General features: G+C 57.2%; 23 protein-coding genes. 19 read left to right on the plus strand and 4 right to left on the minus strand.

Features of this window, described 5'->3' with window-relative positions; translation table 11 throughout:
- The first annotated feature begins 211 nt into the window (after positions 1 to 211).
- From THINI_RS12965 to THINI_RS12975, 3 genes are all read left to right on the plus strand, one after another.
- Positions 212 to 1159 carry a tRNA dihydrouridine(16) synthase DusC gene (locus THINI_RS12965; protein ID WP_002709019.1) on the plus strand — a complete coding sequence of 316 codons (948 nt, stop codon included), beginning with the start codon at positions 212 to 214 and terminating at the stop codon, positions 1157 to 1159.
- Positions 1156 to 1755 (plus strand): cob(I)yrinic acid a,c-diamide adenosyltransferase, encoded by a 600-nt coding sequence (gene cobO / locus THINI_RS12970; protein WP_002709020.1) that lies wholly within the window; start codon positions 1156 to 1158, stop codon positions 1753 to 1755. Before THINI_RS12965 ends, cobO begins: the two co-directional genes overlap by 4 nt.
- A 111-nt stretch (positions 1756 to 1866) precedes the next feature.
- The gene (locus THINI_RS12975) at positions 1867 to 2595 is read left to right on the plus strand and encodes a spermine/spermidine synthase domain-containing protein (RefSeq protein ID WP_002709021.1); all 729 of its coding nucleotides are present in this window, start codon (positions 1867 to 1869) and stop codon (positions 2593 to 2595) included.
- Positions 2596 to 2599: 4 nt separating this feature from the next.
- Here THINI_RS12975 and THINI_RS12980 read toward each other — a convergent pair whose 3' ends face one another.
- The 3 genes from THINI_RS12980 to THINI_RS12990 all read right to left on the minus strand — a co-directional run bounded on the left by THINI_RS12980 (position 2600) and on the right by THINI_RS12990 (position 6167).
- The gene (locus THINI_RS12980) at positions 2600 to 3442 is read right to left on the minus strand and encodes a hypothetical protein (RefSeq protein WP_002709022.1); all 843 of its coding nucleotides are present in this window, start codon (positions 3440 to 3442) and stop codon (positions 2600 to 2602) included.
- A gap of 34 nt (positions 3443 to 3476) precedes the next feature.
- Positions 3477 to 5327 carry a hypothetical protein gene (locus THINI_RS12985; RefSeq protein WP_002709023.1) on the minus strand — a complete coding sequence of 617 codons (1851 nt, stop codon included), beginning with the start codon at positions 5325 to 5327 and terminating at the stop codon, positions 3477 to 3479.
- A gap of 171 nt (positions 5328 to 5498) precedes the next feature.
- Positions 5499 to 6167, minus strand: coding sequence for a histidine phosphatase family protein (locus tag THINI_RS12990; protein ID WP_002709024.1), 669 nt, complete (start codon positions 6165 to 6167; stop codon positions 5499 to 5501).
- 443 nt (positions 6168 to 6610) lie between these two features.
- Here THINI_RS12990 and THINI_RS23480 point away from each other — a divergent pair, with 443 nt between their 5' ends.
- From THINI_RS23480 to THINI_RS13055, 15 genes are all read left to right on the plus strand, one after another.
- Positions 6611 to 7042, plus strand: a complete 432-nt coding sequence (locus THINI_RS23480; protein WP_002709026.1) for a hypothetical protein — start codon at positions 6611 to 6613, stop codon at positions 7040 to 7042.
- 17 nt (positions 7043 to 7059) lie between these two features.
- Positions 7060 to 8478: a sodium:solute symporter family transporter gene (locus THINI_RS13000; RefSeq protein ID WP_002709027.1), complete on the plus strand. Its 1419-nt coding sequence runs from the start codon at positions 7060 to 7062 to the stop codon at positions 8476 to 8478.
- On the plus strand, positions 8475 to 8597 hold the full coding sequence (locus THINI_RS27020) for a hypothetical protein (protein ID WP_002709028.1): 123 nt from the start codon (positions 8475 to 8477) through the stop codon (positions 8595 to 8597). The genes THINI_RS13000 and THINI_RS27020 overlap by 4 nt, the downstream gene beginning before the upstream one ends.
- On the plus strand, positions 8591 to 9676 hold the full coding sequence (locus THINI_RS13005; protein WP_002709029.1) for an aspartate/ornithine carbamoyltransferase family protein: 1086 nt from the start codon (positions 8591 to 8593) through the stop codon (positions 9674 to 9676). The genes THINI_RS27020 and THINI_RS13005 overlap by 7 nt, the downstream gene beginning before the upstream one ends.
- A 13-nt stretch (positions 9677 to 9689) precedes the next feature.
- Entirely contained in the window at positions 9690 to 11708 is a 2019-nt protein-coding gene (asnB, locus tag THINI_RS13010; RefSeq protein ID WP_002709030.1) for an asparagine synthase (glutamine-hydrolyzing), read from the plus strand.
- A 25-nt stretch (positions 11709 to 11733) separates the two neighbouring features.
- Complete coding sequence (locus THINI_RS13015) at positions 11734 to 12150, plus strand: YqaA family protein (protein WP_002709031.1); 417 nt, start codon at positions 11734 to 11736, stop codon at positions 12148 to 12150.
- Between the two features lie 117 nt (positions 12151 to 12267).
- On the plus strand, positions 12268 to 12522 hold the full coding sequence (locus tag THINI_RS13020; RefSeq protein WP_002709032.1) for a type II toxin-antitoxin system prevent-host-death family antitoxin: 255 nt from the start codon (positions 12268 to 12270) through the stop codon (positions 12520 to 12522).
- Positions 12522 to 12938 (plus strand): type II toxin-antitoxin system VapC family toxin, encoded by a 417-nt coding sequence (locus THINI_RS13025; protein ID WP_002709033.1) that lies wholly within the window; start codon positions 12522 to 12524, stop codon positions 12936 to 12938. The genes THINI_RS13020 and THINI_RS13025 overlap by 1 nt, the downstream gene beginning before the upstream one ends.
- A 90-nt stretch (positions 12939 to 13028) precedes the next feature.
- The gene (locus tag THINI_RS27325) at positions 13029 to 13160 is read left to right on the plus strand and encodes a DUF433 domain-containing protein (RefSeq protein ID WP_002709034.1); all 132 of its coding nucleotides are present in this window, start codon (positions 13029 to 13031) and stop codon (positions 13158 to 13160) included.
- A gap of 362 nt (positions 13161 to 13522) precedes the next feature.
- Positions 13523 to 15961: a nitrite reductase large subunit NirB gene (nirB, locus tag THINI_RS13030; RefSeq protein WP_002709035.1), complete on the plus strand. Its 2439-nt coding sequence runs from the start codon at positions 13523 to 13525 to the stop codon at positions 15959 to 15961.
- Positions 15962 to 15980: 19 nt separating this feature from the next.
- Positions 15981 to 16307 carry a nitrite reductase small subunit NirD gene (gene nirD, locus THINI_RS13035; RefSeq protein ID WP_002709036.1) on the plus strand — a complete coding sequence of 109 codons (327 nt, stop codon included), beginning with the start codon at positions 15981 to 15983 and terminating at the stop codon, positions 16305 to 16307.
- A 31-nt stretch (positions 16308 to 16338) separates the two neighbouring features.
- Entirely contained in the window at positions 16339 to 17199 is an 861-nt protein-coding gene (locus THINI_RS13040) for a formate/nitrite transporter family protein (protein ID WP_002709037.1), read from the plus strand.
- Positions 17200 to 17407: 208 nt separating this feature from the next.
- Positions 17408 to 19126 carry a bifunctional protein-serine/threonine kinase/phosphatase gene (locus THINI_RS13045; protein ID WP_040840693.1) on the plus strand — a complete coding sequence of 573 codons (1719 nt, stop codon included), beginning with the start codon at positions 17408 to 17410 and terminating at the stop codon, positions 19124 to 19126.
- A gap of 321 nt (positions 19127 to 19447) precedes the next feature.
- On the plus strand, positions 19448 to 19840 hold the full coding sequence (locus THINI_RS13050; protein ID WP_002709040.1) for a TusE/DsrC/DsvC family sulfur relay protein: 393 nt from the start codon (positions 19448 to 19450) through the stop codon (positions 19838 to 19840).
- A gap of 31 nt (positions 19841 to 19871) precedes the next feature.
- Positions 19872 to 22517, plus strand: coding sequence for a molybdopterin-dependent oxidoreductase (locus tag THINI_RS13055; protein ID WP_002709041.1), 2646 nt, complete (start codon positions 19872 to 19874; stop codon positions 22515 to 22517).
- A gap of 20 nt (positions 22518 to 22537) precedes the next feature.
- Here the strand turns inward: THINI_RS13055 and THINI_RS13060 are convergent, their stop codons facing one another.
- Complete coding sequence (locus THINI_RS13060) at positions 22538 to 23164, minus strand: hypothetical protein (RefSeq protein ID WP_002709042.1); 627 nt, start codon at positions 23162 to 23164, stop codon at positions 22538 to 22540.
- A 179-nt stretch (positions 23165 to 23343) separates the two neighbouring features.
- On the opposite strand from THINI_RS13060, the gene THINI_RS13065 reads away from it, so the two are divergent.
- A complete protein-coding gene (locus THINI_RS13065; protein ID WP_002709043.1) occupies positions 23344 to 24264 on the plus strand; it encodes a YkgJ family cysteine cluster protein in 921 nt (306 codons plus the stop codon).
- Positions 24265 to 24290 lie beyond the last annotated feature (26 nt).

Genomic DNA, 24290 nt, shown 5'->3' on the forward strand with positions numbered 1-24290 from the left:
AACAAAACATAACTACATGATTTATAAGAATAAACAATTTGTTGATTTTTTGGTCAATCTGACAGGAACCTTTGAAAAACAAGCCTTGCCAGCCTTAATCCACAAAACTTTCCACATACTTATCCACAGAAACTGGGGATAACCCCGCAACCGCCTGATTCAGCAGCCATTAAAGAAAGCGCCGAGTGATGACTGATACCGTTTTGCCAACATGCGCCTGATCCTTGCCCCGATGGAGGGCGTGCTTGACCACACCCTGCGCGACATCCTGACCCGCATCGGCGGCTATGACCGTTGTGTAACCGAATTCGTGCGCGTGCTTGACCGGCCATTGCCTGTGCGCGTGTTTTACCGTGCTTGCCCGGAACTGCTCGCAGACGGCAAAACACCTGCCGGAACCCCGGTTTACCTGCAACTGCTGGGTGGTGACCCCCCCGTGATGGCGGCCAATGCACACATTGCGGCACAATTGGGTGCGCCCGGCATCGACCTCAATTTCGGCTGCCCCTCCAAAACCGTCAACAGCAGCGATGGTGGTTCTGTACTGCTGCGCGAGCCGGAACGGGTGTATGGTATCGTCCGGGCAGTGCGCCTCGCTGTTAGCCCGCAGATTCCCGTCACCACCAAAATCCGTCTCGGTTTTCATGACAGCAGTTTGTTCGAAGACATTGCGCTGGGCATCCAGGCAGCAGGAGCCACGGAACTGTGTGTACACGCCCGCACCCGTCAGCAGGGTTACCTGCCGCCTGCCTATTGGCCTGAAATCGGCAAGGTCAAACCCAAGCTCACCCTGCCGGTGATCGCCAACGGGGAAATCTGGTCAACCGCCAACGCCCGTCAGGCGCAAGCCGAGAGCGGTTGCACCGACCTGATGCTGGGGCGCAGCGCACTCAGCTTCCCCGACCTGGCGCAAGCCATCAAGGCGCAACACGCCGGAGAAGATTACACCCCCATGCCTTGGGCGGCTGTGCTGCCACTGGTCTTGCAATACGCCGCCACGCTGGAAGGGCGCGCGCCCAAATATGCCGCCAGTTTCATCAAACAATGGTTCACCTACCTACGCCGCCAGTACCCCGAAGCTGAAACACTGTTCCAGCACATAAAACGCCTGAAACTGCCCACAGACATTAGACAGGTTTTAGAAGGACATAGCCCATGAACGACCACAACCAGCGCCACCAAGCCCGCATGGAACGCAAGAAAGCCCTCATCGACGCCAGCATCGCCCGCGCAGACCAGGAAAAGGGTCTGCTACTGGTACTGACGGGTAACGGCAAGGGCAAATCCTCCTCCGCCTTTGGCATGGTCGGGCGTTCCCTCGGCCACCGCATGAAGGTCGGCGTCTGCCAGTTCCTCAAAAGCCGTACCGATACTGGTGAGGAAGCCTTCTTCGGCCAGCAGACCAACTGCGAATGGCATGTGCTCGGCGATGGCTTCACCTGGGAAACCCAGAGCCGTGAGCAGGACATAACCACCGCCCAGCACGGTTGGGAAGTTGCCTGCCAGATGTTGGCCGACCCGGCCTACCATCTGGTAGTGCTGGACGAGCTTACCTACCTGCTCAACTACGGCTATCTGAACGCGGATCAGGTGCTGGACACGCTGGCCGCCCGCCCCCCCATGCAGCACGTCGTTGTCACTGGGCGTGCCGCCAGTCCAGCACTCTGCGACTTGGCCGATACGGTGTCGGAAATCGCCGATGTGAAACACGCCTTCCGTAGCGGCATCCAGGCGCAAAAGGGCATTGACCTATAGGCTTCCGCAACCACAGGTGGGCGCAGTGTAACTGTTGCCCCCAAGGAAGCTGTGTTATGGTCAGGGAACTATCCTTTAACACCCTCAGGAGTAGAGAGCCGCATTTCTGTCATGACTGTTAGCGAAAACACATCCGCCTGGTATCAACCCGAACCTTCCGCCACCCTGCTCGAACGTCGTCAGACCGACTGGCAACTGGTCGAAATTTTCCAGCACCCCGATTATGGCAACCAGCTGGTAATTGACCATGATTTGCAGATTTCCGAAGCCGATTTTGCCTATAACACGGCCATGACCGCGCCACTACTGGCTGTACCCGAATGCCAGGAAGTTGCCATCCTTGGTGGTGGTGATGGCGGTGTCATGAATGAATTGCTGGCCGCCTATGACAGGTTGGAAAAATCACTCGGCCAGGTCACGCTAATCGACATAGACGGTGACGTGATCGACTTGTGCCGCCAGTATCTGCCACGCTGTTGCGGCACAGCGTTCGAAGACCCGCGTAGCGAAGTGATTGTCGGTGATGCTTTTGGCTGGTTGGAACAGGCGCGCGGGCTGGATGCGGTCATTTACGACCTGACCATGGATCCGGTGCGGGAAGGCATCAGCCGCAGTGAGTTCATGCAAGACATTTTCGGCAAAATCCACGACAGCCTGCGCCCCGGCGGGGTCGTGAGCCTGCAAGCCTGCGGTGAATGGCAACCGGACCGCAGGCAATTGCTGGAAGAACTGCGCGGCAATCTGGATGAGCGTTTTGATGCACCACTGGAACAAGTGGTGATGGTGCCATCCTACGGCGAAATGTGGACATTCCTTGCCGCCCGCAAACCACCTGCCTGACGTATCAACTCCCCTTTTTCAACGCTTCCAGCCACTCATCCACCAGTACTTTGGCGCGGCGTTCGTATTCGTCGTAGGCGTTTTGCCAAGCTTCGCCAGTCAGTTCGGGGAAATACAGCGGCTGGCAATCCTGCGCCATGTATTCCGTGTCAGCCAGATAATAGCCCTTGTTACGGTAACGCCAGGTAAACTCCGCCCCACCGCATTGTAGCTCATTGTCAGGGAAGGCGCGCTTGAGGAACAGGCGGGTACGGATTTCCTTGTAACCCTGTTCCTTGTTGTGGTTGGTGATGTACAAGCTCCCATCGCCTTCCGCCAGCACCCGGTACTTGCCATCAGGCGTTTTCTGCAACACCCATTTGTGGGCGTCATTATCGCCGTGGAGCAAGTTTCCGGATTCATCCTTGCCCAAGCATTGCTCGGCGGAAAACGACACAACCCACTCTTTGCTGGCAGGCTTGTCATCCAGCTCGAACGGCGCGCCCAGCACCGGGCATTCCAGCCGCTTTTTGTTGTTGTCAGGCGTGTAGAGGGTGGGGAATAGTGGGCGGAACGGGTTATCGGTTGCCACCGCAGACAAGGCAGTGTTCAAATCCTTACCCACGGGGCGGAACAGGTTTGAGTATTCCTTGCCCATTGTATCCGCCTTGTTTTTGTACAGGATCGCCCAGCCATTGGCAGGCGGCAGGCTGGGAATGGCGGGTGGAAAACGGGTTTCAAAAGCGGCCTTGTACCAGCTGGCGGGCAGTTTGGCGGCATTCTGGTTATCGGCAGCCAGACTGTTGCCTGCTATAAGGCAGAGTCCGGCGAAAAACAGCAAGGCAAGGAACTTGTTGTTGCACTCCATCGTTTGGCCGACCCTCCATGTCATCCGGTTATTGCTAGCTGGTCACTTGCTGGGCGAAACCTGCGCGCGCCAGTTCTGCTATTGCCTCCCGCCACTGCGGGGTAGTCTGCGGTTTTCGACGTTGCAACAGGGACTGTAGTTCAAGCATATCCACATTGCTGTAAAAAATACCACCACGAGCCGCCGTTTCAGGGGTGATCTGCCGCCGGAAATCGCGCGCGGCAGGCACGCCCAGAATGTCTTCGTATTGATAGTAGCTGACATCTGCCGGGTTCAGCGCAGGTTTGTTCCTGAAACCCAGCACGTAAATGTTGGTACCGCCCCCCAGCCGCAAAGGATATAAGGCTATCTTGTTGCTTGCCAACGGATTGTTGTTGATGTCACTGTTACCCATGATGGAGCCGCTCAACATGCCGCTGATGGAAATGGTGTGCTCGCCGCCGATTTGCAGGCTGTTGCTGCGGATATGCAGGTTGCGGAACGCGCCATCGGTGGCGAAGATGCCTTGCAATGCCCCATCCGAAAACACCACGTTGCCGGAAATGCTGACATTACGCATTTGCGCACCACCAAAACGGTCAACCCCGTTCATCGGTTCAGGGATCAACTGAAAAGCGTCGCGGTGGGCGATTTGCAGGAACGGGAATACCCGGAAGGTGCGCCCGTGCTGTTTCTGGTATTCGTTGATGCGGCTGACCAGTTTGTCGAAATCTTGCGCAAAAGCCGAGAACACGGTGTCGTCGATCACCACCGTATTGGCGATGCTCAGATCACCTTTGCTGTAAATCTGCATGAAGTCACGGACGAAGAAATTCTGCCCGCTACGCATCCCCGTCAGGTTGAGGCGCGGAAAACGCCGCCGCTCCAGGTTGCCGGCGGCTGGCAGGCTGTTGAACAGCGTTTCGGCCTGTTGCTGGTTGCGGATCCAGTGCAGGGGTTGGCCGCTGTTCTGGCGTACTGCGTCATAGGCGCGCGCGTTGGGGTCATTGCGCATGTTGGCGGTGCTGTACTGGTTCGCCAGCAATTCCGTCAGGATCGCGTTGTGGGCGAAATCCTGGCTACCGTTGGTGTTGAACGTGTTGGCAGTGGTGGTGACGAAATCCCCGCTGCTGACGCTGTTGCCAGTATTGCCCCCCGTGCTGCCAGCACTGCCGCTGCTACCGGTATTGCCAATGTTGCCAGCGTTGCCGCCAGCACTGCTGTTGCTACCGGTATTGCCTGCACTGCTACTGCTTCCACCGCCACTGGTGCTGCCGGTGTTACTGGTAACCCATCTGTTGAGCCGTGCCTGTTCCATTTCGAGATTTTGCAGTTCCTGTGCCCACTCGGTGATTTTTTGGGCATTATTGAAACGGCGGTATTCGGCCAGCATTTTTTCCGCGTACTGGATTTTGTAGGGTAGCTCGGTGAGGCGCTTTTTGATTTCTTCCGGCGTCATGGAGACGACAGGATCCACAGGGTTGTTACTGCCACCGGTGCTACCAGCCTGTTTGCGTTGCAGTTCCGCCAATTCCGCACGCAGGTTTTGCAGGATGGCCTGATAGCGGGTGTCACCCCGGGCCAGTTGCTGTTCGGCAAACTTGATGTCGAACGGCAGTTTGGCCAAGCGCTTTTCTTCCTCCGCCGTCAGGCCCACCGGGGCGCTGGCGTTGCCGCTGCCTAGATTCGGCGGGGTGCTGGTTGGATTGTTCAGCCAGTCAGTCAGCTTTTTCACTTCGAGGTTATAACCGTCACGGCGCTGCCGCCATTGGTTGGCCGCGTCCGGGTTATGGGCAGTCAGGGCGCTGCGCATCTGCGCATCTGCCTCCTGCGCCAGTCGGTTGAGTTCCAGAATCCTGGCTTTGACGGCAGCGCGGCTGTCAGCGCTGATGGAAATTGTTGGCATGACGAAGCTCCCCACAAGTTGTTTTGCCCATTATTGCTGTCAGAGTAGACCAGCGTAGTTCTCTAAAGTTAGATGCTGGCAAGCGTTTTTGCCAATTATTTAATACGATTTTGACCACTGGGCGGAAAAATAAAACGGCCTGTCTTGATATTCTTGCCGTCTATCCTGTCATCAGGCGTGCGGTAGCCCGTGGCCAAGCAGGGAGCTTTCCCCGTCCGGGTAAACGCGCACGCGGGTGAACTGGGCGTAGGCGATTTCAAATCGCAGGCTTTTCTGGTAAAGGATGTCAAGCACCTGTGCCAGCACTGCGCGGATGACACCTGCATGGGTCAGCACCAACACGTGTTGCCCGGCGTATTGCGCTTGCAGGTCTGTCCAGGCGACGTGGATGCGGGCGATAAAATCTTCCATCGCTTCGCCGTTGGGGGCAATGAAACGGCGTGGTTGCCGCCACAGGTATTGCATCAGTTCGGCGTCCTGTTCCCAGATTTCTGCCTGGGTTTTGCCAATCCAGTTGCCAAAATTCATTTCCCCAAAGCGTTCGTCGACAACAAACGGACAACCTTGGCGTTGCGCCAACAGACGGGCAAAGTCGTGGCAGCGGCGGCTGGGGGAGGTGATGACGGCATCCCAGTGACCTGACTGGGTTGCTCGGGTCAGTTGTTTCCAGCCGCTGTTACCCAGCGGTTCGTTGTCGGGGGCGCAAAACAGGTTGGGGGTGGCAACCTGGCCATGGCGCAGCAGGTCGATGGTGGTGGGGGAGGTGATGGTGGGGGCTTCCTGTACAGGGATGATGTCCGCTGCTTGGGTTTGTTCCGGTTTGTCGTCTTGTTGGTTCATGTTTGCTTACGGGTTGTTGACGATGGCTGCGGCTATTTCGATTCTAGCATGGCAATTTGCCCTGGTTCGGGAGAAGTATGGGACAACAACGGGCAATCTGCTAGCCGACAACACTTATACGCGGTAAATCGCTGTTCCGTCTTGCACCTGATTCAGCAATTAGTGAATCCCAAAAGGACAATCCATGGGCTTCCTGAATTTCGGACGCGGAATGAATTAATGCTGGCTCAACCCGTATGACTTCCCATACTTCATGGCGTTTTATTTTCGCTCTGGCGGCGGCATAGCTCATGGGTTTGCGTAATTTACGGGTGGCGTTATTGTAGAATTCCTGCCTTATACCTGTTAGGGTGTAAAAAGTCATCTCCATTTTTTGATAAAAAGCCTAAAGGAATCATCAGCTTGGTGTTTGCAAAACACGGTTGCTGAACAAAATATTGATTATGTGTACCGGTAAAAGCCGCTGGCTCGGGATTTTTTTCCTGTGGTTCATAGGGCTTCAAAACGTACAGGCAGCACCAGAGCTGTCGACAGCAGGCCACTCCCCGACTGCTGGTTACTTCGAGCTTTCGTGGGGTGAAAAACTCCCCCAGGGGGGCATCCTTCAGCAGAGCCTTAGCCCTGCCTTCGCCGGTGCGCGTGAATGGCAGGTGGCGGGCAGCGAATCCTTTTCCATGAGCGGCCTCAGTAACGGTGAGTATTTCTACCGTTTGCAGAGCGCTGCTGACCAAAGCTGGAGCAATACCGTCAGCGTCAAGGTGCAGCATCACAGTCTGGTTAAGGCGTGGCTGTTCTTCGGCGTGGGCGCGGCCTTGTTCCTGTATCTGGTCTTCTACATCTTTTCATCCAGACATAAACCAGCCGTTCCGGGCTGAGCATCAGGATTATCCCCATGTTTGAAAGTTACCTATCACCGGGAACGGCCCTCATGATTTTGTTGGTGTTTGGCGCGTTCTGGGTGGCGTTTGGTGCGTGGCTGGGGCGCGGCAACCGTTCGCTGGATGATTTCATGCTGGCCGGGCGCAACGTCGGTTTCGCACTGGCGGCGGCCACCGCGATGGCGACTTGGGTAACGAGCAATACCACCATGGTCGCGCCGCAGCTTACCTATCAACTGGGCGTGTGGGGCATGGTCGGCTATGCGCTGGGCGCGGTCGGGCTGATCCTGTTTGCGCCGCTGGCGGGGCGAATCAAAACGCTGTTGCCAGCCGGTTTCACCAGTGGTGATTTTATCCGCAAGCGTTACGGCAAGCTGGCGTGGCGCGTGTTCCTGATCATTTCGCTGTTCTACAGCATCGGCTGGCTGATCAGTCTGGGCATGGCGGGCGGATTGCTGGTGAATGCGCTCAGCGGGCTGGATTATCACATCGGCATGAGCGTAATCCTGGCCATTTGCGTGGGTTACACCCTGCTGGGCGGCCTGCGGGCGGTCATCGCCACCGATTTCGTGCAAACCCTGATCATCCTGTTCGGTATCGTCTGGCTGGCGTGGCTGGTGATGGACAACATGAGTTTCGAGCAACTGCACACGGCGGTGCAGGAGGAGCGCCCCGAGCTGCTCAACCTGCTGTTCCCGGCGGCGATCATGTTCCTGTTCAACAACCTGTTTTTCGGCGTGGGGGAAATCTTCCACTCCAACGTGTGGTGGTCGCGTGCGTTTGCGTTCGGCGAAGGCGTCGGGGTGAAAGCCTATCTGCTGGCCGGTCTGCTGTGGCTGCCGATTCCCATCGTGGCCGGTTTCGTGGCGTTGGCGGCTCCGGCGCTGGGCATCGTGGTGCCAAGCGCGGATATGGTCGGGCCGCTGGTGGCCGGAAAGCTGCTGGGCACGGCGGGCGCGGTCATCGTGTTCGTGGTGGTGTTCGCTGCGCTGGCTTCCAGCCTCGACTCGGTGCTGGCGGCGACTGCCGATCTGGTGACGCAGGATATTTACCGTGGCCACCTCAAGCCGGACGCTTCCAACGAGCATCTGTTCAAGGCCGGTAAAATCATCATGCTTTTGTTGGGATTTGTGACCTGGCTGCTGTGCCTGCCTAAACTGACCACCTTGGGATCGCTGTTACATTTTACCGGCGCGTTTGTCGCCAGCGCCATCTGGCCGGTGCTGTTCGGTCTGTATGACCCACGCGCCAGCGGCGCAACGGCGGCAGCAGCCATGTTTTTCGGCACGCTAGCCGGTTTGCTCGGCTATTTCCTGATCGGCTTCTACGTGGCTGCGCTGGTGGCGGCAGCCGTTTCACTCATCATCATGCTGGTGGGGATGCAGCTCAAACCGGGCGCATTCGACTTCCGGCAACTCAGGCAATCATCATGATCATTTCTGTTTCAGCCCTGGCAATCCTGGTGAAGGTGGCGTTTGCCGTGACCGTGGCCGCGCCCTTCATCCTGCTGTTTTTATTGATGAAAGATAACAAGAGGAAAACCTTATGGTAAGCAGTCCATCCGTCTCGGCGGAAACTGTCCGTTTCGAGCGCAAGCGCCCGGATGTGTACGGCGACGCCCACCCCAAAGCGTTGCTGAAAGCGATCCACGAAGACGGCGAATTCCTCAAGCCGCTGGAAAACCAGCATGTGGCGTCCATCGACCAGTTCACGCCCGACATGCTGCTGCAACTGTTCCGGCTGGCAGCCAAATACGAAAGCAACCCGGAACGGTTTTCAACCGCCTTGCAGGGCAAAATCCTGATCAGCGCCTTCTACGAGCCGAGCACGCGCACGCGCCTGTCGTTTGAAAGCGCCTGGCACCGGCTGGGCGGTGACATCATGTCGATCACCGACCGCTCCAGCACCGGCATCGCCAAGGGCGAGTCGCTGGAAGATGTAGCGGAAATGTTCAACAACTACGGCGACTGCGTGGTGCTGCGTGATTCCAACGATGCGTCGGTACACCGGATGATGAATACCCTGCGCATTCCCATCATCAACGCGGGCAACGGCATCGACGAACACCCCACCCAGGCGATGGCCGACCTTTACACCATCTTCAAGTGGCGGCCCGAGCTGATCGAGAAAGATTTACCGGCGGAACAGCGTATCCGCATCGGCATCATCGGCGTGCCCAGCAAGATGCGCACCGTGCGCAGCCTGCTGAAAATCATTGCCCATTTCCCGGAGATGGTCAGCGAAATCAGCATCATCCACGATAAGCGCGAACGCGAAATTTTCGCCGCAGGCCAGCGTGAGGCGCTGGAGGCCAAAGGTTTGACCATCAACACCTACACCGATATGCAGGACGTGTTGCCGGAACTGGATGTGGTCTACATCAACGCCATCGCCTGGATCGGCGACGACTACGAAACCTTCGGCAACAGTTTCAAGCTCAGCAAGGCTTCGCCCTTCAAACCGGACGCGATCGTGCTGCACCCGCTGGCGCGTGGCGACGAGCTTGCCACCGACCTCGATGGAACCCCGCACAACTGGTACTTCTCGCAGGCACGCGGCGCGGTGTTCCTGCGCAAGGCGCTGCTGACCTGCATGGTGCAGCGGGCAGAACGGGTTATGGATGTTATTTGAGGGGGAATGAGTTATGTGCGGTATCGGCGGAATTTTTCACAGCAATCCACAACAAACAATCGACCCGCAACTGCTGGTTAACATGGCGGCGATCCAGCACCATCGTGGGCCGGATGGTTTCGGCTATCAGGTGATGGAAGATAAGGGCGTAGGCTTTTGCCATGCGCGTCTTTCCATCATCGATCTGAATGAAAACCGGGCGCGGCAACCGTTCGTGTCGCAGGACGGCAACGTGCTGATGGCGCACAACGGCGAGTTTTACGACTTCCAGGAAATCCGCGCCGAGCTGACCGCGCGTGGGGCACGTTTCATGAGCAAGAGCGATTCTGAAATCCTCCTGCACCTGTATCAGCGCGAAGGGCTGGCAGCGACTTTGCCAAAGCTGCGTGGTGAATTTGCGTTCGCCATTTACGACAGCGGCGAGGATGCGCTGTATCTGGTGCGTGACCGCTTCGGCATCAAGCCGCAGTACTGGACGCTGACGGAGGATGGCATTGTGTTCGGTTCCGAGCTGAAAGTGCTGTTTGCGCACCCGGCAGTCAAGCGCCAGTTCAGCGCCGCAGGTTTATATCACCAGCTGATGCAGACCATGGTTCCGGGAACGACTGCGTTCGAAGACATCCATCAGGTCAAGCCGGGCTATGTGGTGAAAATCGCGCGCAACAACGGCAAGCTGGACGTTTCCGAATGGAAATACTGGGATCTGGATTTCCCCAAAAAGGATGAGCGTCCGACCGAGTGGGACGAAAACGAGCACATTGACAACATCCGCACCGCGCTGTTGCAAGCGGTGGAAGCACGCATGGTGGCGGATGTGCCGGTCGGCAGCTATTTGTCCGGCGGGATTGATTCCTGCGCGATCCTCGGTCTGGCCTCCGCTGTCAGCCAGAATCCGGTGAAAGCCTTCACCATCGGTTTCGATGACAAGCGTTACGACGAAACCCCGATCGCCACCGAAATGGCCGAAGCCACCGGCGCGCAGCAGGACGTGATGATGCTGTCCGGCAACGAGTTGTACGGCCATCTGGAAAAGACCCTGTGGCACACTGAACGCACCGTCTACAACACGCTGGCGGTCGCCAAATACCTGATGAGCCAGCACGTCAACAAGGTGAATTACAAGGTGGTGATGACTGGCGAAGGTTCTGACGAACTGTTCGGCGGTTACCCCGCGTTTCGTCGTGACATGTTCCTGCACGGTCTGGAAGATATGCGTCCGGAAGACCGCGCCGAATGGGAAGCACTGCTGCAACAAAGCAACGAACTGGTACAGGGCGCGATGCTGGCCAAGGATCAGGTCGACGATGAATATCTGGATGAGGTGGTCGGTTTCACCCCAAGCTGCTTGCAACCGTGGCTGGCGTGCAGCCCGCTGGTCCCCGCGCTGCTGCACCCGGCATACCGTGAGGAACTGAAGGATTACGAACCGGGTAAAGCCATTGCCGAGACTTTGGATAAAGAGCAATTGGAAGGCCGTCACGCTCTAGACAAGGCGCAATACGTTTGGATCAAGACCATGCTGGAAGGTCAGATCCTCACCTGGGGAGGTGACCGCGTGGACATGGCCAACTCGATGGAAGCCCGTCCTGCGTTCCTTGACCATCATCTGGCGGCGGCTGCCGTGCAGGTTCCGCCCGAGTTACGTATCAAGGGCAAGACCGAGAAATACGTGCTGCGTGAAGCCATGAAAGGTTTGCTGCCGGAAGTGCTCTACAAGCGCGAAAAATTCGCCTTCATGGCTCCGCCTGCGCACACCGATGATACCAAGTGGCAGCAGATGATGAAGCTGGCGGATAAGTATCTGTCAGACAAAGCGATTGACGCTGCTGGCTTGCTGGATAAGGACGGCGTAAAAGTGCTGTTTGCCCGCCACGATCTGCCGGAGACCACCGCTGCAGAAAAAGTGCAGATGGATGCAGTGATCAACCACCTGCTGGGTGTACAGATTTTACATCAGCACTTCGTGGCGACAGATGTGCCACAACAGGCAGCAGCGCGGGCGGAGGAGCTGGGTTGGCAAGTTCTGGCGTAACACTTACCCGTGCGTTGGGAAAATAGTGTCCTACCTATTGCTGTTCCTGTCGGCCTTACTGGCGGCAACCCTTTTCCCCGCCCAGTCGGAAACCGTGCTGGCGGGTTTGATCCTCAACCGGCAACATTCCTTCTGGCCACTGATTGCAGTCGCTACTGTCGGTAACACGCTTGGCTCCATCATCAACTGGTGGTTGGGGCGCTATCTGGAACATTTCCACGACAAACGCTGGTTTCCGGTCAAGGCGGCGACGCTGGGGAGGGCGCAGGCGCAATTCCAACGTTATGGCTGGTGGTCGTTGCTGCTGAGTTGGATGCCGATTATCGGCGACCCGCTGACGGTGGTGGCGGGGCTGATGCGGATGCCGTTGCTGCCGTTTGTGCTGGTGGTGGCATTGGCGAAGGGTGGGCGCTATCTGGTGTTGGGGTGGATGGTGGCGTAAATGAAGTTCCCAAAATAGGTACGATCAGACCCAAAGTGGGACTCTTCTAGCTTTACTTGCAAATTTTATTTAATGTAGTAATGTTTCTACATTAAAGTCTATTAAGGAGGGTTTACCATGATGACCACCCTGTCCAGCCGCGAATTCAATCAGGATGCCAGCAAAGCCAAAAAAGCCGCACTCAAGGGGCCGGTATTCATCACCGACCGGGGCAAGCCTGCGCACGTGTTACTGAGCATTGAGGAATATTTGCGCCTTACCAGCCAGCAACAAAGCATGGCTGAGCTGCTCTCCATGCCGGAAGCCAACGAAATCCAGTTTGAAGCACCGCGTTTGGGCGGGACGCTCTACAAGCCTGCGGAGTTTGATTGATGTACCTGCTGGACACCAACGTCGTCTCCGAACTGCGCAAAACCAAAACCGGCAAGGCTGATCCGAATGTTGTTGCATGGGCGCACAGTGTTTCCCCCGCCAGCCTGTTTATCTCTGCCATCACCGTACTGGAGTTGGAAACCGGTATTTTACTGGTTGAACGCTGTGATGAAAGACAGGGGAAAACCTTGCGCCAATGGCTGGAAAATCAGGTGTTGCCTGCATTTGGGGAACGGATTCTGGCGGTGGATACGGCAGTCGCCCGCCAATGTGCCAGCCTGCATGTGCCTGATCCGTGTTCAGACCGCGATGCGCTGATTGCCGCGACTGCGCTGGTGCACGGGATGACGGTTGTTACCCGGAATGTGGATGATTTCACGCCGACTGTTGTTGTGCTTTTGAATCCGTGGAAATAAACGGTCAGGCTGTTTTTGTGAGGATGTCGCGAATTTTGTCTGGGTGAGAGATACGGCTATACTGCATGACATCACCTATGGAGTTGCAGAATGAAACTAGATCGCATTCAAATTGATCCAGAGCGTATGAACGGACAACCTTGCATCCGTGACTTGCGTCTGACTGTGCGTCGGGTTCTGGAACTGGTTGCCCTGTATCCAGACCGTAATGAGCTACAATAGGAATTCGCCTGGTGAGAGTTGTGGAGAAATTATCCCTCGCATCAGTTGCCCCATTCCGGTGCAACACTCCCCACCAACGCCCCAACAAACCGCACACCTATTGGGTCACGCTCCACCCTCTTACCCCCTTCACCCCTTGTGGGGGAAGGGCTGGGGATGGGGGGAGTCGGCGCAGCCGCCATTGGCACAACCTTTGCATATAACCTCCCAACTGCTGCCCTCCGGTCAACGGCGACCGCCCGCAGCCCTACCACGCACCGTCGCGTGATCTGACAACCATACGGGTAACGAAGCCCTGAACCTCCCGGCCATCTCCTCCGGCTCCGAGGTTCAGGGCTTTTTTGTTTTCAGGAGAAGCGAAAATGCTGAAAGAAAATCTGGTACTGATCGGCAACGGCATGGCGGGTGTGCGCACCCTCGAAGAACTGCTCAAGCTCGACCCCGACCACCATTACGACATCACGGTGTTCGGCGAAGAACCCTACGGCAACTACAACCGCATCATGTTGTCGCCGGTACTCGCCAGTGAAAAGACCATCGAGCAGATCATGCTCAACGATGAACAGTGGTACATCGACAATGGCATCACCCTGCACAAGGGTAAAAAGGTGGAAGAAATCAACCGCGCCCGCCGCGAAGTGATCGCCACCGATGGCACGGTAGCCAAATACGACCGACTGATCATCGCCACCGGTTCGCTGCCGTTCATGCTGCCACTACCGGGTGCAGACAAACAGGGGGTCATCGGATTCCGCGACATCAAGGACGTGGATACGATGCTGGATGCTGCCCAACGGTATAAAAAGGCAGCCGTGATCGGCGGCGGCCTGCTGGGTTTGGAAGCCGCCAACGGCCTGATCAAGCAAGGCATGGATGTCACCGTCATCCACCTGCCCGATACCCTGATGGAACGCCAGCTCGACAAGCCAGCTGCACAAATGCTGCAAAAGTCGCTGGAAGAGCGTGGCATGAAGTTCCTGATGGAACACAACACCGCCGAAATCATGGGCGGCGAGCGCGTCACCGGCCTGCGCTTCAAGAACGGCGTTGAAATCGAAGCCGATCTGGTGGTGATGGCGGTCGGTATCAAGCCCAACATTGAGCTGGCCAAATCCGCCGGACTCCACTGCGAACGCGGCATCGTAGTCAGCGACACCATGCAGACCATCACCGACCCGAAAATCTACGCCATCGGCGAATGCGTGCAGCATCGTGGCATCGCTTACGGGCTGGTCGCGCCACTGTTCGAGCAGGGCAAAGTTGCCGCCAACCATCTGGCCAAACATGGCATTGCCCGCTACGAAGGCACCGTCACCTCCACCAAGCTGAAAGTGACCGGCATCGAACTGTTCTCTGCGGGTGATTTCACCGGTAATGACAAGACCGAAGACATCGTGTTCAAGGATGCCGCCTCTGGCACATACAAAAGAATCGTGTTGCAGGACAACCAGATCAAGGGCGCGGTTCTGTACGGTGACACCGTGGACGGCAGTTGGTATTTCCAGCTGATGAAAGACGGCACCGACGTTTCCGCCTTCCGCGACACCCTGATGTTCGGACAAGCGCATCTGGGCGATTCCGGCCACAACCCGGAAACCCGCGTAGCCAGCTTGCCGGATGACGCTGAAATCTGCGGCTGCAACGGCGTATGCAAAGGCGACATCGTAAAGGCGATCACCGAAAAAAAGCTGTTCACGCTGGATGACGTGCGTGCCCATACCAAAGCGTCCGCCTCCTGTGGCTCCTGTACCGGCTTGGTGGAATCGCTGCTGGCGCACACCGTCGGTGGTGACTACAACAAAACGCCTACCAGCAAGCCGTTGTGCAAATGTACCGATGCTACCCACGATCAGGTGCGTTCCGGCATCCTCCAGCACGGGCTGAAAACCATGCAAGCGGTGCGTGACCACTTCGAGTGGATCACGCCGGACGGCTGCCCATCCTGCCGCAACTCGCTCAACTACTACCTGCTGTGCGCCTGGCCGACCGAGTATCAGGACGACGCGCAATCCCGTTTCATCAACGAACGCGCCCACGGCAACATCCAGAAAGACGGCACCTACTCCGTGGTTCCGCGCATGTTCGGCGGCATGTGCACCTCCGACCAGCTTCGCGCTATTGCCGATGTTGCCGACAAGTTTCAGGTGCCGACCATGAAAGTCACCGGCGGCCAGCGCATCGACATGTTCGGCATCCAGAAAGAACAGCTTCCCGCCATCTGGAAAGACCTGACCGCCGCCGGATTCGTTTCCGGCCACGCCTACGGCAAAGCCATGCGCACGGTGAAAACCTGTGTGGGCAGCGAATGGTGCCGTTTCGGCACACAGGATTCCACCGGCCTCGGCGTCAAGCTGGAAGAACTCACCTGGGGTTCGTGGATGCCGCACAAGTTCAAGCTGGCCGTGTCCGGCTGCCCACGCAACTGCGCGGAAGCCACCATCAAGGACTTCGGCGTGGTATGTGTGGATTCCGGCTACGAACTGCACATCGGCGGCAACGGCGGCATCAAGGTGCGCGTCACCGACCTGCTGACCAAGGTCGAAACCGAAGAGGAAGTGTTGGAATACTGCGGCGCATTCTGCCAGTTCTACCGCGAAGACGCCCATTATCTGGAACGTACCGCCCCGTGGGTTGAGCGTGTCGGCCTCGACAAGATCAAGAAGGCGCTGGCCGACGAAGCCAACCGCAAGGAACTGCACGCCCGCTTCCTGGTTTCCCAGCAGCCTGCCCAGATCGACCCGTGGAAACAGCGAGCCGAAGGTGCGGAAGCCAATGAATTCACCCCGATCACCATCGGTTAACCCCTCGGAGAAACAGATTATGTCCAACTGGATTGAAATTGTTGAATTGGAAAGTATCCCGGTGCTGGGTTCACGTGTTGTCAAAACGCCTGACATGAACATCGCCGTATTCCGGGGCCGTGATGATCAGGTATACGCCATCCGCGACGCCTGCCCGCACAAGAACGGCCCCTTGTCACAGGGCATCATGCACGGTTCCACCGTCACCTGCCCGCTGCACAACTGGAAAATTGACCTCACCAGCGGTCAGGCGATGGGACCGGATGAGGGGTGTACCAATGTGTTCGCTACCAAGGTCGAGAATGGAAAAGTGTTTTTGCAATTGGCAGTGGGAGCTGCCGCGTAAGTTTTTTGACTGTAGAACGGAGTAAAGAGCCATGTCTTATTTAGAACCAACCGAGTTCGTATCGAAAATGGTCGACCAAGGTGAGTCGAAAGTATACATGTCCACCAAGGACACCCTGATCCGCGCCTTCATGGCGGGGGCGATCCTGGCGCTCGCCGCCGTATTCGCCATCACGGTCGCCACCAAAACCGGTTCACCGTTAGTTGGCGCGCTGCTGTTCCCGGTCGGTTTCATCATGCTTTACCTGATGAAATTCGACCTGCTGACCGGTGTATTCACCTTGGTGCCACTGGCGCTGATCGACAAACGCCCCGGCGTAACCGTTGGCGGCGTGCTGCGTAACTGGGGTCTGGTGTTCATCGGTAACTTTGCCGGGGCGCTGACCGTTGCGTTCATGATGTCCTTCATCCTCACCTACGGTTACAACACCGATGGCGGCGACATTGCGGAAAAGGTTTCCAAAATCGGCGAATCGCGCGTATTGGGCTATGCAGCACACGGCGCGGATGGCTGGTTTACCATTTTCATTCGCGGCATCCTGTGCAACTGGATGGTGTCCATGGGCGTGGTCGGCGCGATGATTTCCTCCTCCGCCACTGGCAAGATGATGGCGATGTGGATGCCGATCATGCTGTTCTTCTTCATGGGCTTTGAGCATTCCATCGTCAACATGTTCCTGTTCCCGTTCTCCATGATCATGGGCGGCAACTTCACCTTCATGGAATACATGGTCTGGAACGAACTGCCTACCGCGTTGGGCAATCTGGTGGGTGGCTTCCTGTTGGTCGGCCTGCCGCTGTATTACACGCATGTTCGCACCAGCCCGGAGCGTATTCTGAAGAATAAGCCGGACGCCAAAGCAAAAACCGAGTCTGTGTTCAAACATGCCTGATGGTAGTTCCTTCCCCCCCCCTTCCCCAACCCTTCCCCAACCCTTCCCCAACCCTTCCCCAACCCTTCCCCAACCCTTCCCCAACCCTTCCCCAACCCTTCCCCCGCAAGGGGGGCAGGGAGTTAAGACGCTCCCTGAACAGAGCGCCTCTTACTCCTTCCCCCCCTTGCGGGGGAAGGCCGGGATGGGGGGTAACGACTTCACACGTATGACACATCTCACCATCACCATCGGCCAATTCTCCGATCAGGGCCGCAAACCCCTGAATCAGGACTTCCACGGCGCTATGATTCCGCAGGCATCCCTGCTGGAAACCAAGGGCGTGGCGGTAGCGCTGGCCGACGGCATCAGCAGCAGCGAAGTCAGTCAGGTCGCCAGCCAATTGGCGGTGAAAGGCTTTCTCGACGATTACTATTCCACCGCCGAAAGCTGGTCGGTGAAAACCTCGGCGCAGCGGGTGCTACAGGCCAGCAATTCCTGGCTGTATGCGCAGAACCGCAACGGGCAATTCCGCTACGACTTGAACAAAGGTTATGTGTGCACTTTCAGTGCGCTGGTGCTGAAATCCACCACCGCCTACCTCTTTCATATCGGTGATGCGCGTATTTTCCGCGTGCAGGGCAATGCGCTGGAACAGCTCACCGAAGACCATCGTTTACAGGTTTCGCAGGAAAAAAGTTACCTGAGCCGTGCACTCGGCATCAAACAGCACCTCGAAATCGACTACCTGAGCCTGCCGCTGGAACAGGATGATACCTTCGTGCTGGCGACTGACGGGGTTTACGAACACGTCCGTGCCGATTTCATCACTCATTGCATCCGTGAACAGGCGGACGATCTGGATGCCGCCGCCAAAGCCATCGCCGCCGAAGCCTACGCGCAAGGCAGCACCGACAATCTCACCATCCAGATCGTGCGGGTGGATAGCTTGCCGGAACCGGGAGCCGCCGAACTCCAGCAATCTCTCACCACCCTGCCGTTCCCGCCCGAACTGAATGCACGCATGGAGCTGGATGGCTACAGTATCGTGCGCAACCTGCATTCCAGCAGCCGTAGCCATGTGTGGCTGGCAATGGATAAAAGCAGCCGTGAACAGGTGGTGTTGAAAACCCCGTCCGTCGACATGCGCGGCAACCCGGCCTACCTGGAAAATTTCCTGATGGAGGAATGGATTGCCCGCCGTATCAACAGCCCGCACGTACTCAAGGCTCCACCGCTAACCCGCAAACGGAATTATCTGTACACCGTCACCGAGTTGGTGGAAGGCCAGACCCTGACCCAGTGGATGATCGACAACCCCAGACCTGATCTCGAAACCGTGCGCAACATTGTCGAACAGATTGCCAAAGGTTTGCGTGCTTTCCACCGGCAGGAAATGCTGCATCAGGACTTGCGCCCTGCCAACATCATGATCGACAGCACCGGCACGGTGAAAATCATCGACTTTGGTTCCGTGCAGGTCGCGGGCATCAGCGAAATTGCGACGGCAACCGGACAAAATGCCGTACCCGGCACGCTGCAATACACCGCGCCGGAATACCTGCTGGGCGAATACGGTACAACCCGTTCCGATCTGTTTTCGCTGGGGGTGATTGCCTACCAGATGCTGACCGGCAAACTGCCGTATGGGCTGGAGATTGCCAAATGCCGCAGCAAATCCGAACTCAACCGGCTGGTGTACCGCCCGGCGGAGGATGACAAGCGCAACGTTCCGGCGTGGATGGATGATGCCCTGCAAAAAGCTGTGCAGATAAATCCTGCCAAGCGTTACGACACGCTATCGGAATTCCTGCACGATTTGCGGCAACCGAATCAGGCATTCCTTGGTAAAACCCGCGCACCACTATTGGAACGCAATCCGGTACGGTTCTGGCAAGGTGTTTCGCTGATGCTGGCTCTGATCATTATTGTACTATTGGCCAGATGATGAAGCGTGATGATGTAGCCTTGCACCAGAATGAGGCGGAATACGGGAAGCATGATCGCCTGCATGGCAGGCTCCTACATCAAGTTTCCCTGTAGGAGCCTGCCATGCAGGCGATAACCACAGTAAACGCCACCGTGACAGCCATTTGGCATCCTACTTGCATTTGAAACAGCAGATAAGCCAGACATCCGTCAACGGAGACGGATAACCGGCCAAGCAAAACGCGTAGTTGCGTAACAACATTCGGGTAACGAAGCCCTGAACCTTTAAGCCAGAACGGCAGCAAGGTTCAGGGCTTTTTTGTTTTTGAGGATACGAAACATGATGACACAAACAACTTCCGGCAAAATGCAAACCAACCCTTACGCCATCTACAACTTGGCCGTATGCGTGGACGGGCGCGAAATACTCACCGATCAGGAAGGCTACATCCAGGACATGGATGACTGGAGTGAAGGCTTCAGCAAAGCCCTGGCCGAACGCGAAGGCTTGCAACTGAACGAAGAACACTGGGAAGTGATCCGTTACATCCGCCACTACCACGAAGAGCATCGGGTACAAGCGCCGGTACGCGACATGATCAGGCATTTCAGCAAGGCATGGGGCAAGGAGCGTGGCAACAACCGTTACCTGCACGAAATCTTCCCCAAAGGCGGCCCGCAAAAGCAAGGCAACCGTCTGGCGGGCATACGCAAAACCAAAGGCGAACATTGATCTTTTCGGGTAACAGCAGCAGGTTCATCTCATGCACGTAACCAAAACCACCTGCCCCTACTGCGGCGTCGGCTGCGGCGTACTGGTGCAGCAGGATGACAACGGTATCTTCAGCGTCAAGCCGGACAAGGAACACCCCGCCAACCTCGGCAGGCTGTGTTCCAAAGGCACGGCGCTGGCAGAAACCATCGACCATCCAGACCGCCTGCTCTACCCCGAAATCAACGGGCAGCAGGTCAGTTGGGATGAGGCCGCCCAAACCGTCGCCAACCGTTTCCGCAGCATTATCGAGGAACACGGGCCGGATGCGGTCGCGTTCTACGTTTCCGGCCAGTTGCTGACCGAAGACTATTACGTCGCCAACAAACTGATGAAAGGTTTCATCGGCTCGGCCAACATCGACACCAACTCACGCCTGTGCATGTCGTCAGCAGTGGCTGCGCACAAGCGGGCGTTCGGCGAAGATCTGGTTCCGTGCAGTTACGAAGACCTCGAACAAGCCGAACTGATCGTGCTGGTTGGCAGCAATGCGGCCTGGTGCCACCCGGTGCTTTACCAGCGCATGGTCAAGGCCAAAAAGTATAATCCATTGCTCAAAGTGGTGAACATCGACCCGCGCCGAACCCAGACTGCTGACCTGGCTGACTTGCACCTGGGGCTGGCTCCCGGTACAGATGCGGTCTTGTTCAATGGTTTGCTCAACTGGCTGGCTGAGAATGGCTATAGTGCTGATGGTTTCGTTGCGCAATCCACGCAAGGAGCCGCCAATGCGCTGGCGGCTGCCAAACAAAGCGCCCCTGACATTCAAACCGTTGCCAAGCTGTGTAATCTTGCCGCTGAAGACGTAAACCGGTTTTTCCAGCTATTTGGCTCGACGAAAAAAGTGGTCACGGTCTTCTCGCAAGGCATTAACCAGTCCTCCAGCGGCGTGGACAAGGGTAACGCGCTGATCAACTGCCACCTGCTGAGCGGGCGTATCGGCAAACCCGGTATGGGGCCGTTTTCCTTCACCGGCCAGCCCAACGCCATGGGTGGGCGCGAAGTCGGCGGGCTGGCCAACCAGCTGGCCGCGCATCTGGACATCGACAACCCGCAGCACCGCGATCTGGTGCAGCGTTTCTGGCAATCGCCGCGCATGGCTGCGCAGGCTGGGTTGAAGGCTGTCGACCTGTTCGAGGCTATCCACACCGGCAAGGTCAAGGCGGTGTGGGTCATGGCGACTAACCCCGCAGTCAGCCTGCCGGATTCCAGCCGGGTGCGTGAGGCGCTGGAAAAATGTGAGTGTGTGGTCGTGTCAGACTGTGTGCGCCATACCGATACCGTCGACATGGCGCACATCCGTCTGCCCGCGCTGACCTGGGGCGAACGTAACGGCACAGTGACGAATTCCGACCGTACCATTTCCCGCCAGCTTCCCTTTTTGCCCGCACCGGGTGCAGCCAGGCAGGATTGGGAAATCCTGCGGGATGTGGCTCATGCAATGGGTTTCAGCACATATTTCCCTTACCAATCAGCGCATGAAATCTTCCGCGAACATGCTGCCCTATCCACCTTCGAAAACAGTGGTTCACGCTGCTTTGACATCGGCGCGTGGCAACAGCTGTCGGCGGCAGAGTACGATGCGTTGCCGCCAACCCAATGGCCGCTGGATGCCGATGGTAAAGGCACGCAACGCCTGTTTGCCGATGGACGGTTTTTCACAGCTTCCGGTAAAGCACAATTCATCAGTGTAGAACCGCGTTTGCCACAATCCGTGCGCAGTGCCGGATACCCGTTCGTGCTCAATACCGGGCGGGTGCGTGACCACTGGCATACGCTGACCCGCACCGGCATTTCCCCGCGCCTTTCAGCGCACAGCAGTGAGCCTTATGTGGAAATGCACCCTTGCGATGCACGCGACCAGGGTTTGCAGGAAGGCGGCATTGCCCGTATCCATAACGCGCTGGGCGAAATACGGGTACGGGTGAAAACCAGCCGCAACCAGCAGCGTGGCAGCCTGTTCGTGCCGATGCACTGGAGTGACCAGTTCAGCGCATCGGCAGGTGTCGGGCAACTGATTCCCGCTGTCACCGACCCTATTTCCGGGCAGCCGGAGGCGAAACATGCGACGGTGGCGATAGCGCCGTTTACGGCTAGGTGGCATGGGTTCATGATTTCGCGGCGGAAACTGAAGGGAGAAGGCGACTACTTCACCGCCATTAAAGCCCCCCAAGCCTGGCGCTACGAACTTTCCGGCAGCGAACCGGCAACCAACTGGCCGCAATTCGCGCGCGGCCTGCTGTGCGAAAGCGGCGGTGACCCCAACTGGATCGAATACCACGACCCGGCACGCCACACCTACCGCGCCGCCCGTTTCGTTGGCGAACAACTGGAAAGCTGCCTGTTCATCAGCACCTCGGCGGGCTTGCTGCCCGAGCGTGAATGGCTGGTCAGCCTATTTGAGCAGGAAGGCATTTCCCCCGCCGAACGTTCCAGCCTGCTGGCAGGCAAACCCCTGGTGGCTGGCGAAGACAAGGGGCGCACCATTTGTGCCTGTTTCAACGTCGGCGAAAAGACCATCCGCAAGGCCATTGCGGAACAGGGGCTGAAAACGGTGGAAGACATCGGGGGTTGTTTGCAGGCAGGCACCAACTGCGGTTCCTGCCTGCCGGAACTGGCCACCCTGCTGGCAAAGTGACGGTAGCGTTGAACCCCGGCCTATAGCCACAACTTGTCTCCCGTCGCGCCCGGCTGGGTGGCGGGGTATTGTGGCGCGGCTGGCACTATTGGTGGAAACGGCATGGGCTGGCCTGACGGAGCCTGCAACTGCATCATGTCTTGCAGGAACTTCCCCAAAAAGTCGTCATTGAGCGGGCTGTTTTTGAAAAATGGCTGGTTAAACAGCTCCTGTTTGAAAAACGGGTCATCGAACGGATCCTTGCCGCCAAACAGGGAGTTGCCGAACGGGAAACCGTTGCCCAGCCTATTGCCAAACAGGTCAGCCGGATTCGTTTCCAGCGCCTGCATCACCGCCTGCTTACGGTCTTCCGGTAAACCTGACTGATCCAATTGCTGGCGAATTTCTGTTTTGGTACCTTCAAAAGCGTATTGACGGGTATCATCCGCCTTGGTCTGGTAATTGATTTCAGCATGGTAACGGCCATCCGGCAGGGAGTAGACCTGCACCGCCTGCGACTGCATCAACGTATTGGGCGGCGCTGGGGCCAACTGCGGCGGTACGGATGTACCAGGGGCCTGTTGCCCCTGAAAAGGGTTTTTATCCGCCCACAGTGGGCCGCTTAAAAACGGGATCAGTGCTAACAGTAAGAAATATCTTGCTTTCATGCCAAACACCTCATGGATTACCTGCATCACGTGGCCATTATTTTACGCTCCGGTAACCGGCATGAAAATTACCATATATTAAGGTTTTAGCCATGAGGGCAATGCGCTGATTTGCGCCCCCGCACACTTGCCCCTATACTTGCAAGCCCATTTCAAGTACACACCCCGGTAAGCAAAACATGGCTGAAAAATTTGATATTCCAGCGGAATTCCAGAGTTCCCTCGTCCCCGAACTGTTGACGGATGACACTACCCTCCAGTTTAACTGCCACCCGGGCGTTTCCTGCTTCAACATTTGCTGCAAGGCGGCGGATGTGACCCTCGCCCCTTATGACATCCTGCGCCTGAAAAAGCGCCTGGGTATAACCTCCACCGAGTTTCTGGAAAAGTACACGGTGCTGTTCCAGGCCGATGGCCAGGGGATGCCCGGCATCAAGTTGCGCACCGATGAGGAGAAAGCTTGCCTGTTCGTGCGCGAGGAAGGGTGCAGCGTTTACGAAGACCGCCCGTCTTCCTGCCGTTACTACGGGCTGGGGCTGCTCTCCCACCGCGCGGAAGGCTCGTCGGACGATGTGCAATACTACTTCCGTAACCAGGAAGCGCATTGCCAGGGCTGGAACACCGATCAGGTCATGACCATCCGCGACTACCGCCAGCAGCAGGGCGTGCCGGAATACGATGCCGTCAACCGCGAATGGATGCAGTTGATGCTGAAGAAAAAATCGGCTGGCCCCAGTGTTGGCACGCCCAACCCGCTCAGCTTCCAATTGTATTTCATGGCCAGCTTCGACGTAGACCGTTTCCGCCGTTTTGTGGAAAGCGAACAGTTTGGCCGCGTCTACCTGCTTAGCGAGGAAACCCGTGAGGAACTGAAGGACGACCTTGCCCTGCTGAAGTTCGGTTTCCGCCTGCTGCGCCAGGTGCTGTTTGACGAGCAAACCATCCCCACCCACGAAAGCATCCTCGAAAAACGTTGGGAAGAGCGCAAGGACATCATCGAACTGCGCCGCCAGGCCGCCATCGAAGAAGCCCGCCTCAAATCCGAAGCCGACCGCAAGGCCGCGCTGGAAGCCGAAGCAGACAAGGACGCCAGCGCCTGATCCTTGTAGGGGCAGACCTCTGTGTC

This window comes from Thiothrix nivea DSM 5205, from assembly GCF_000260135.1.
GTDB lineage: Bacteria > Pseudomonadota > Gammaproteobacteria > Thiotrichales > Thiotrichaceae > Thiothrix > Thiothrix nivea.

Excerpts from the sequence above, each read along its gene's own strand:
- nirB (WP_002709035.1), top strand. The coding sequence starts at position 13,523 with ATGCTGAAAGAAAATCTGGTACTGATCGGCAACGGCATGGCGGGTGTG.
- THINI_RS13000 (WP_002709027.1), top strand. The coding sequence starts at position 7,060 with ATGTTTGAAAGTTACCTATCACCGGGAACGGCCCTCATGATTTTGTTG.
- THINI_RS12965 (WP_002709019.1), top strand. The coding sequence starts at position 212 with ATGCGCCTGATCCTTGCCCCGATGGAGGGCGTGCTTGACCACACCCTG.
- THINI_RS13005 (WP_002709029.1), top strand. The coding sequence starts at position 8,591 with ATGGTAAGCAGTCCATCCGTCTCGGCGGAAACTGTCCGTTTCGAGCGC.
- THINI_RS13060 (WP_002709042.1), bottom strand. The coding sequence starts at position 23,164 with ATGAAAGCAAGATATTTCTTACTGTTAGCACTGATCCCGTTTTTAAGC.
- THINI_RS13040 (WP_002709037.1), top strand. The coding sequence starts at position 16,339 with ATGTCTTATTTAGAACCAACCGAGTTCGTATCGAAAATGGTCGACCAA.
- THINI_RS13050 (WP_002709040.1), top strand. The coding sequence starts at position 19,448 with ATGATGACACAAACAACTTCCGGCAAAATGCAAACCAACCCTTACGCC.
- THINI_RS13045 (WP_040840693.1), top strand. The coding sequence starts at position 17,408 with ATGACACATCTCACCATCACCATCGGCCAATTCTCCGATCAGGGCCGC.
- THINI_RS13065 (WP_002709043.1), top strand. The coding sequence starts at position 23,344 with ATGGCTGAAAAATTTGATATTCCAGCGGAATTCCAGAGTTCCCTCGTC.
- nirD (WP_002709036.1), top strand. The coding sequence starts at position 15,981 with ATGTCCAACTGGATTGAAATTGTTGAATTGGAAAGTATCCCGGTGCTG.
- THINI_RS12990 (WP_002709024.1), bottom strand. The coding sequence starts at position 6,167 with ATGAACCAACAAGACGACAAACCGGAACAAACCCAAGCAGCGGACATC.
- THINI_RS13020 (WP_002709032.1), top strand. The coding sequence starts at position 12,268 with ATGATGACCACCCTGTCCAGCCGCGAATTCAATCAGGATGCCAGCAAA.
- THINI_RS13055 (WP_002709041.1), top strand. The coding sequence starts at position 19,872 with ATGCACGTAACCAAAACCACCTGCCCCTACTGCGGCGTCGGCTGCGGC.
- THINI_RS27020 (WP_002709028.1), top strand. The coding sequence starts at position 8,475 with ATGATCATTTCTGTTTCAGCCCTGGCAATCCTGGTGAAGGTGGCGTTT.
- THINI_RS27325 (WP_002709034.1), top strand. The coding sequence starts at position 13,029 with ATGAAACTAGATCGCATTCAAATTGATCCAGAGCGTATGAACGGACAA.
- THINI_RS13025 (WP_002709033.1), top strand. The coding sequence starts at position 12,522 with ATGTACCTGCTGGACACCAACGTCGTCTCCGAACTGCGCAAAACCAAA.
- THINI_RS12975 (WP_002709021.1), top strand. The coding sequence starts at position 1,867 with ATGACTGTTAGCGAAAACACATCCGCCTGGTATCAACCCGAACCTTCC.
- THINI_RS12980 (WP_002709022.1), bottom strand. The coding sequence starts at position 3,442 with ATGGAGTGCAACAACAAGTTCCTTGCCTTGCTGTTTTTCGCCGGACTC.
- THINI_RS23480 (WP_002709026.1), top strand. The coding sequence starts at position 6,611 with ATGTGTACCGGTAAAAGCCGCTGGCTCGGGATTTTTTTCCTGTGGTTC.
- asnB (WP_002709030.1), top strand. The coding sequence starts at position 9,690 with ATGTGCGGTATCGGCGGAATTTTTCACAGCAATCCACAACAAACAATC.
- THINI_RS12985 (WP_002709023.1), bottom strand. The coding sequence starts at position 5,327 with ATGCCAACAATTTCCATCAGCGCTGACAGCCGCGCTGCCGTCAAAGCC.
- cobO (WP_002709020.1), top strand. The coding sequence starts at position 1,156 with ATGAACGACCACAACCAGCGCCACCAAGCCCGCATGGAACGCAAGAAA.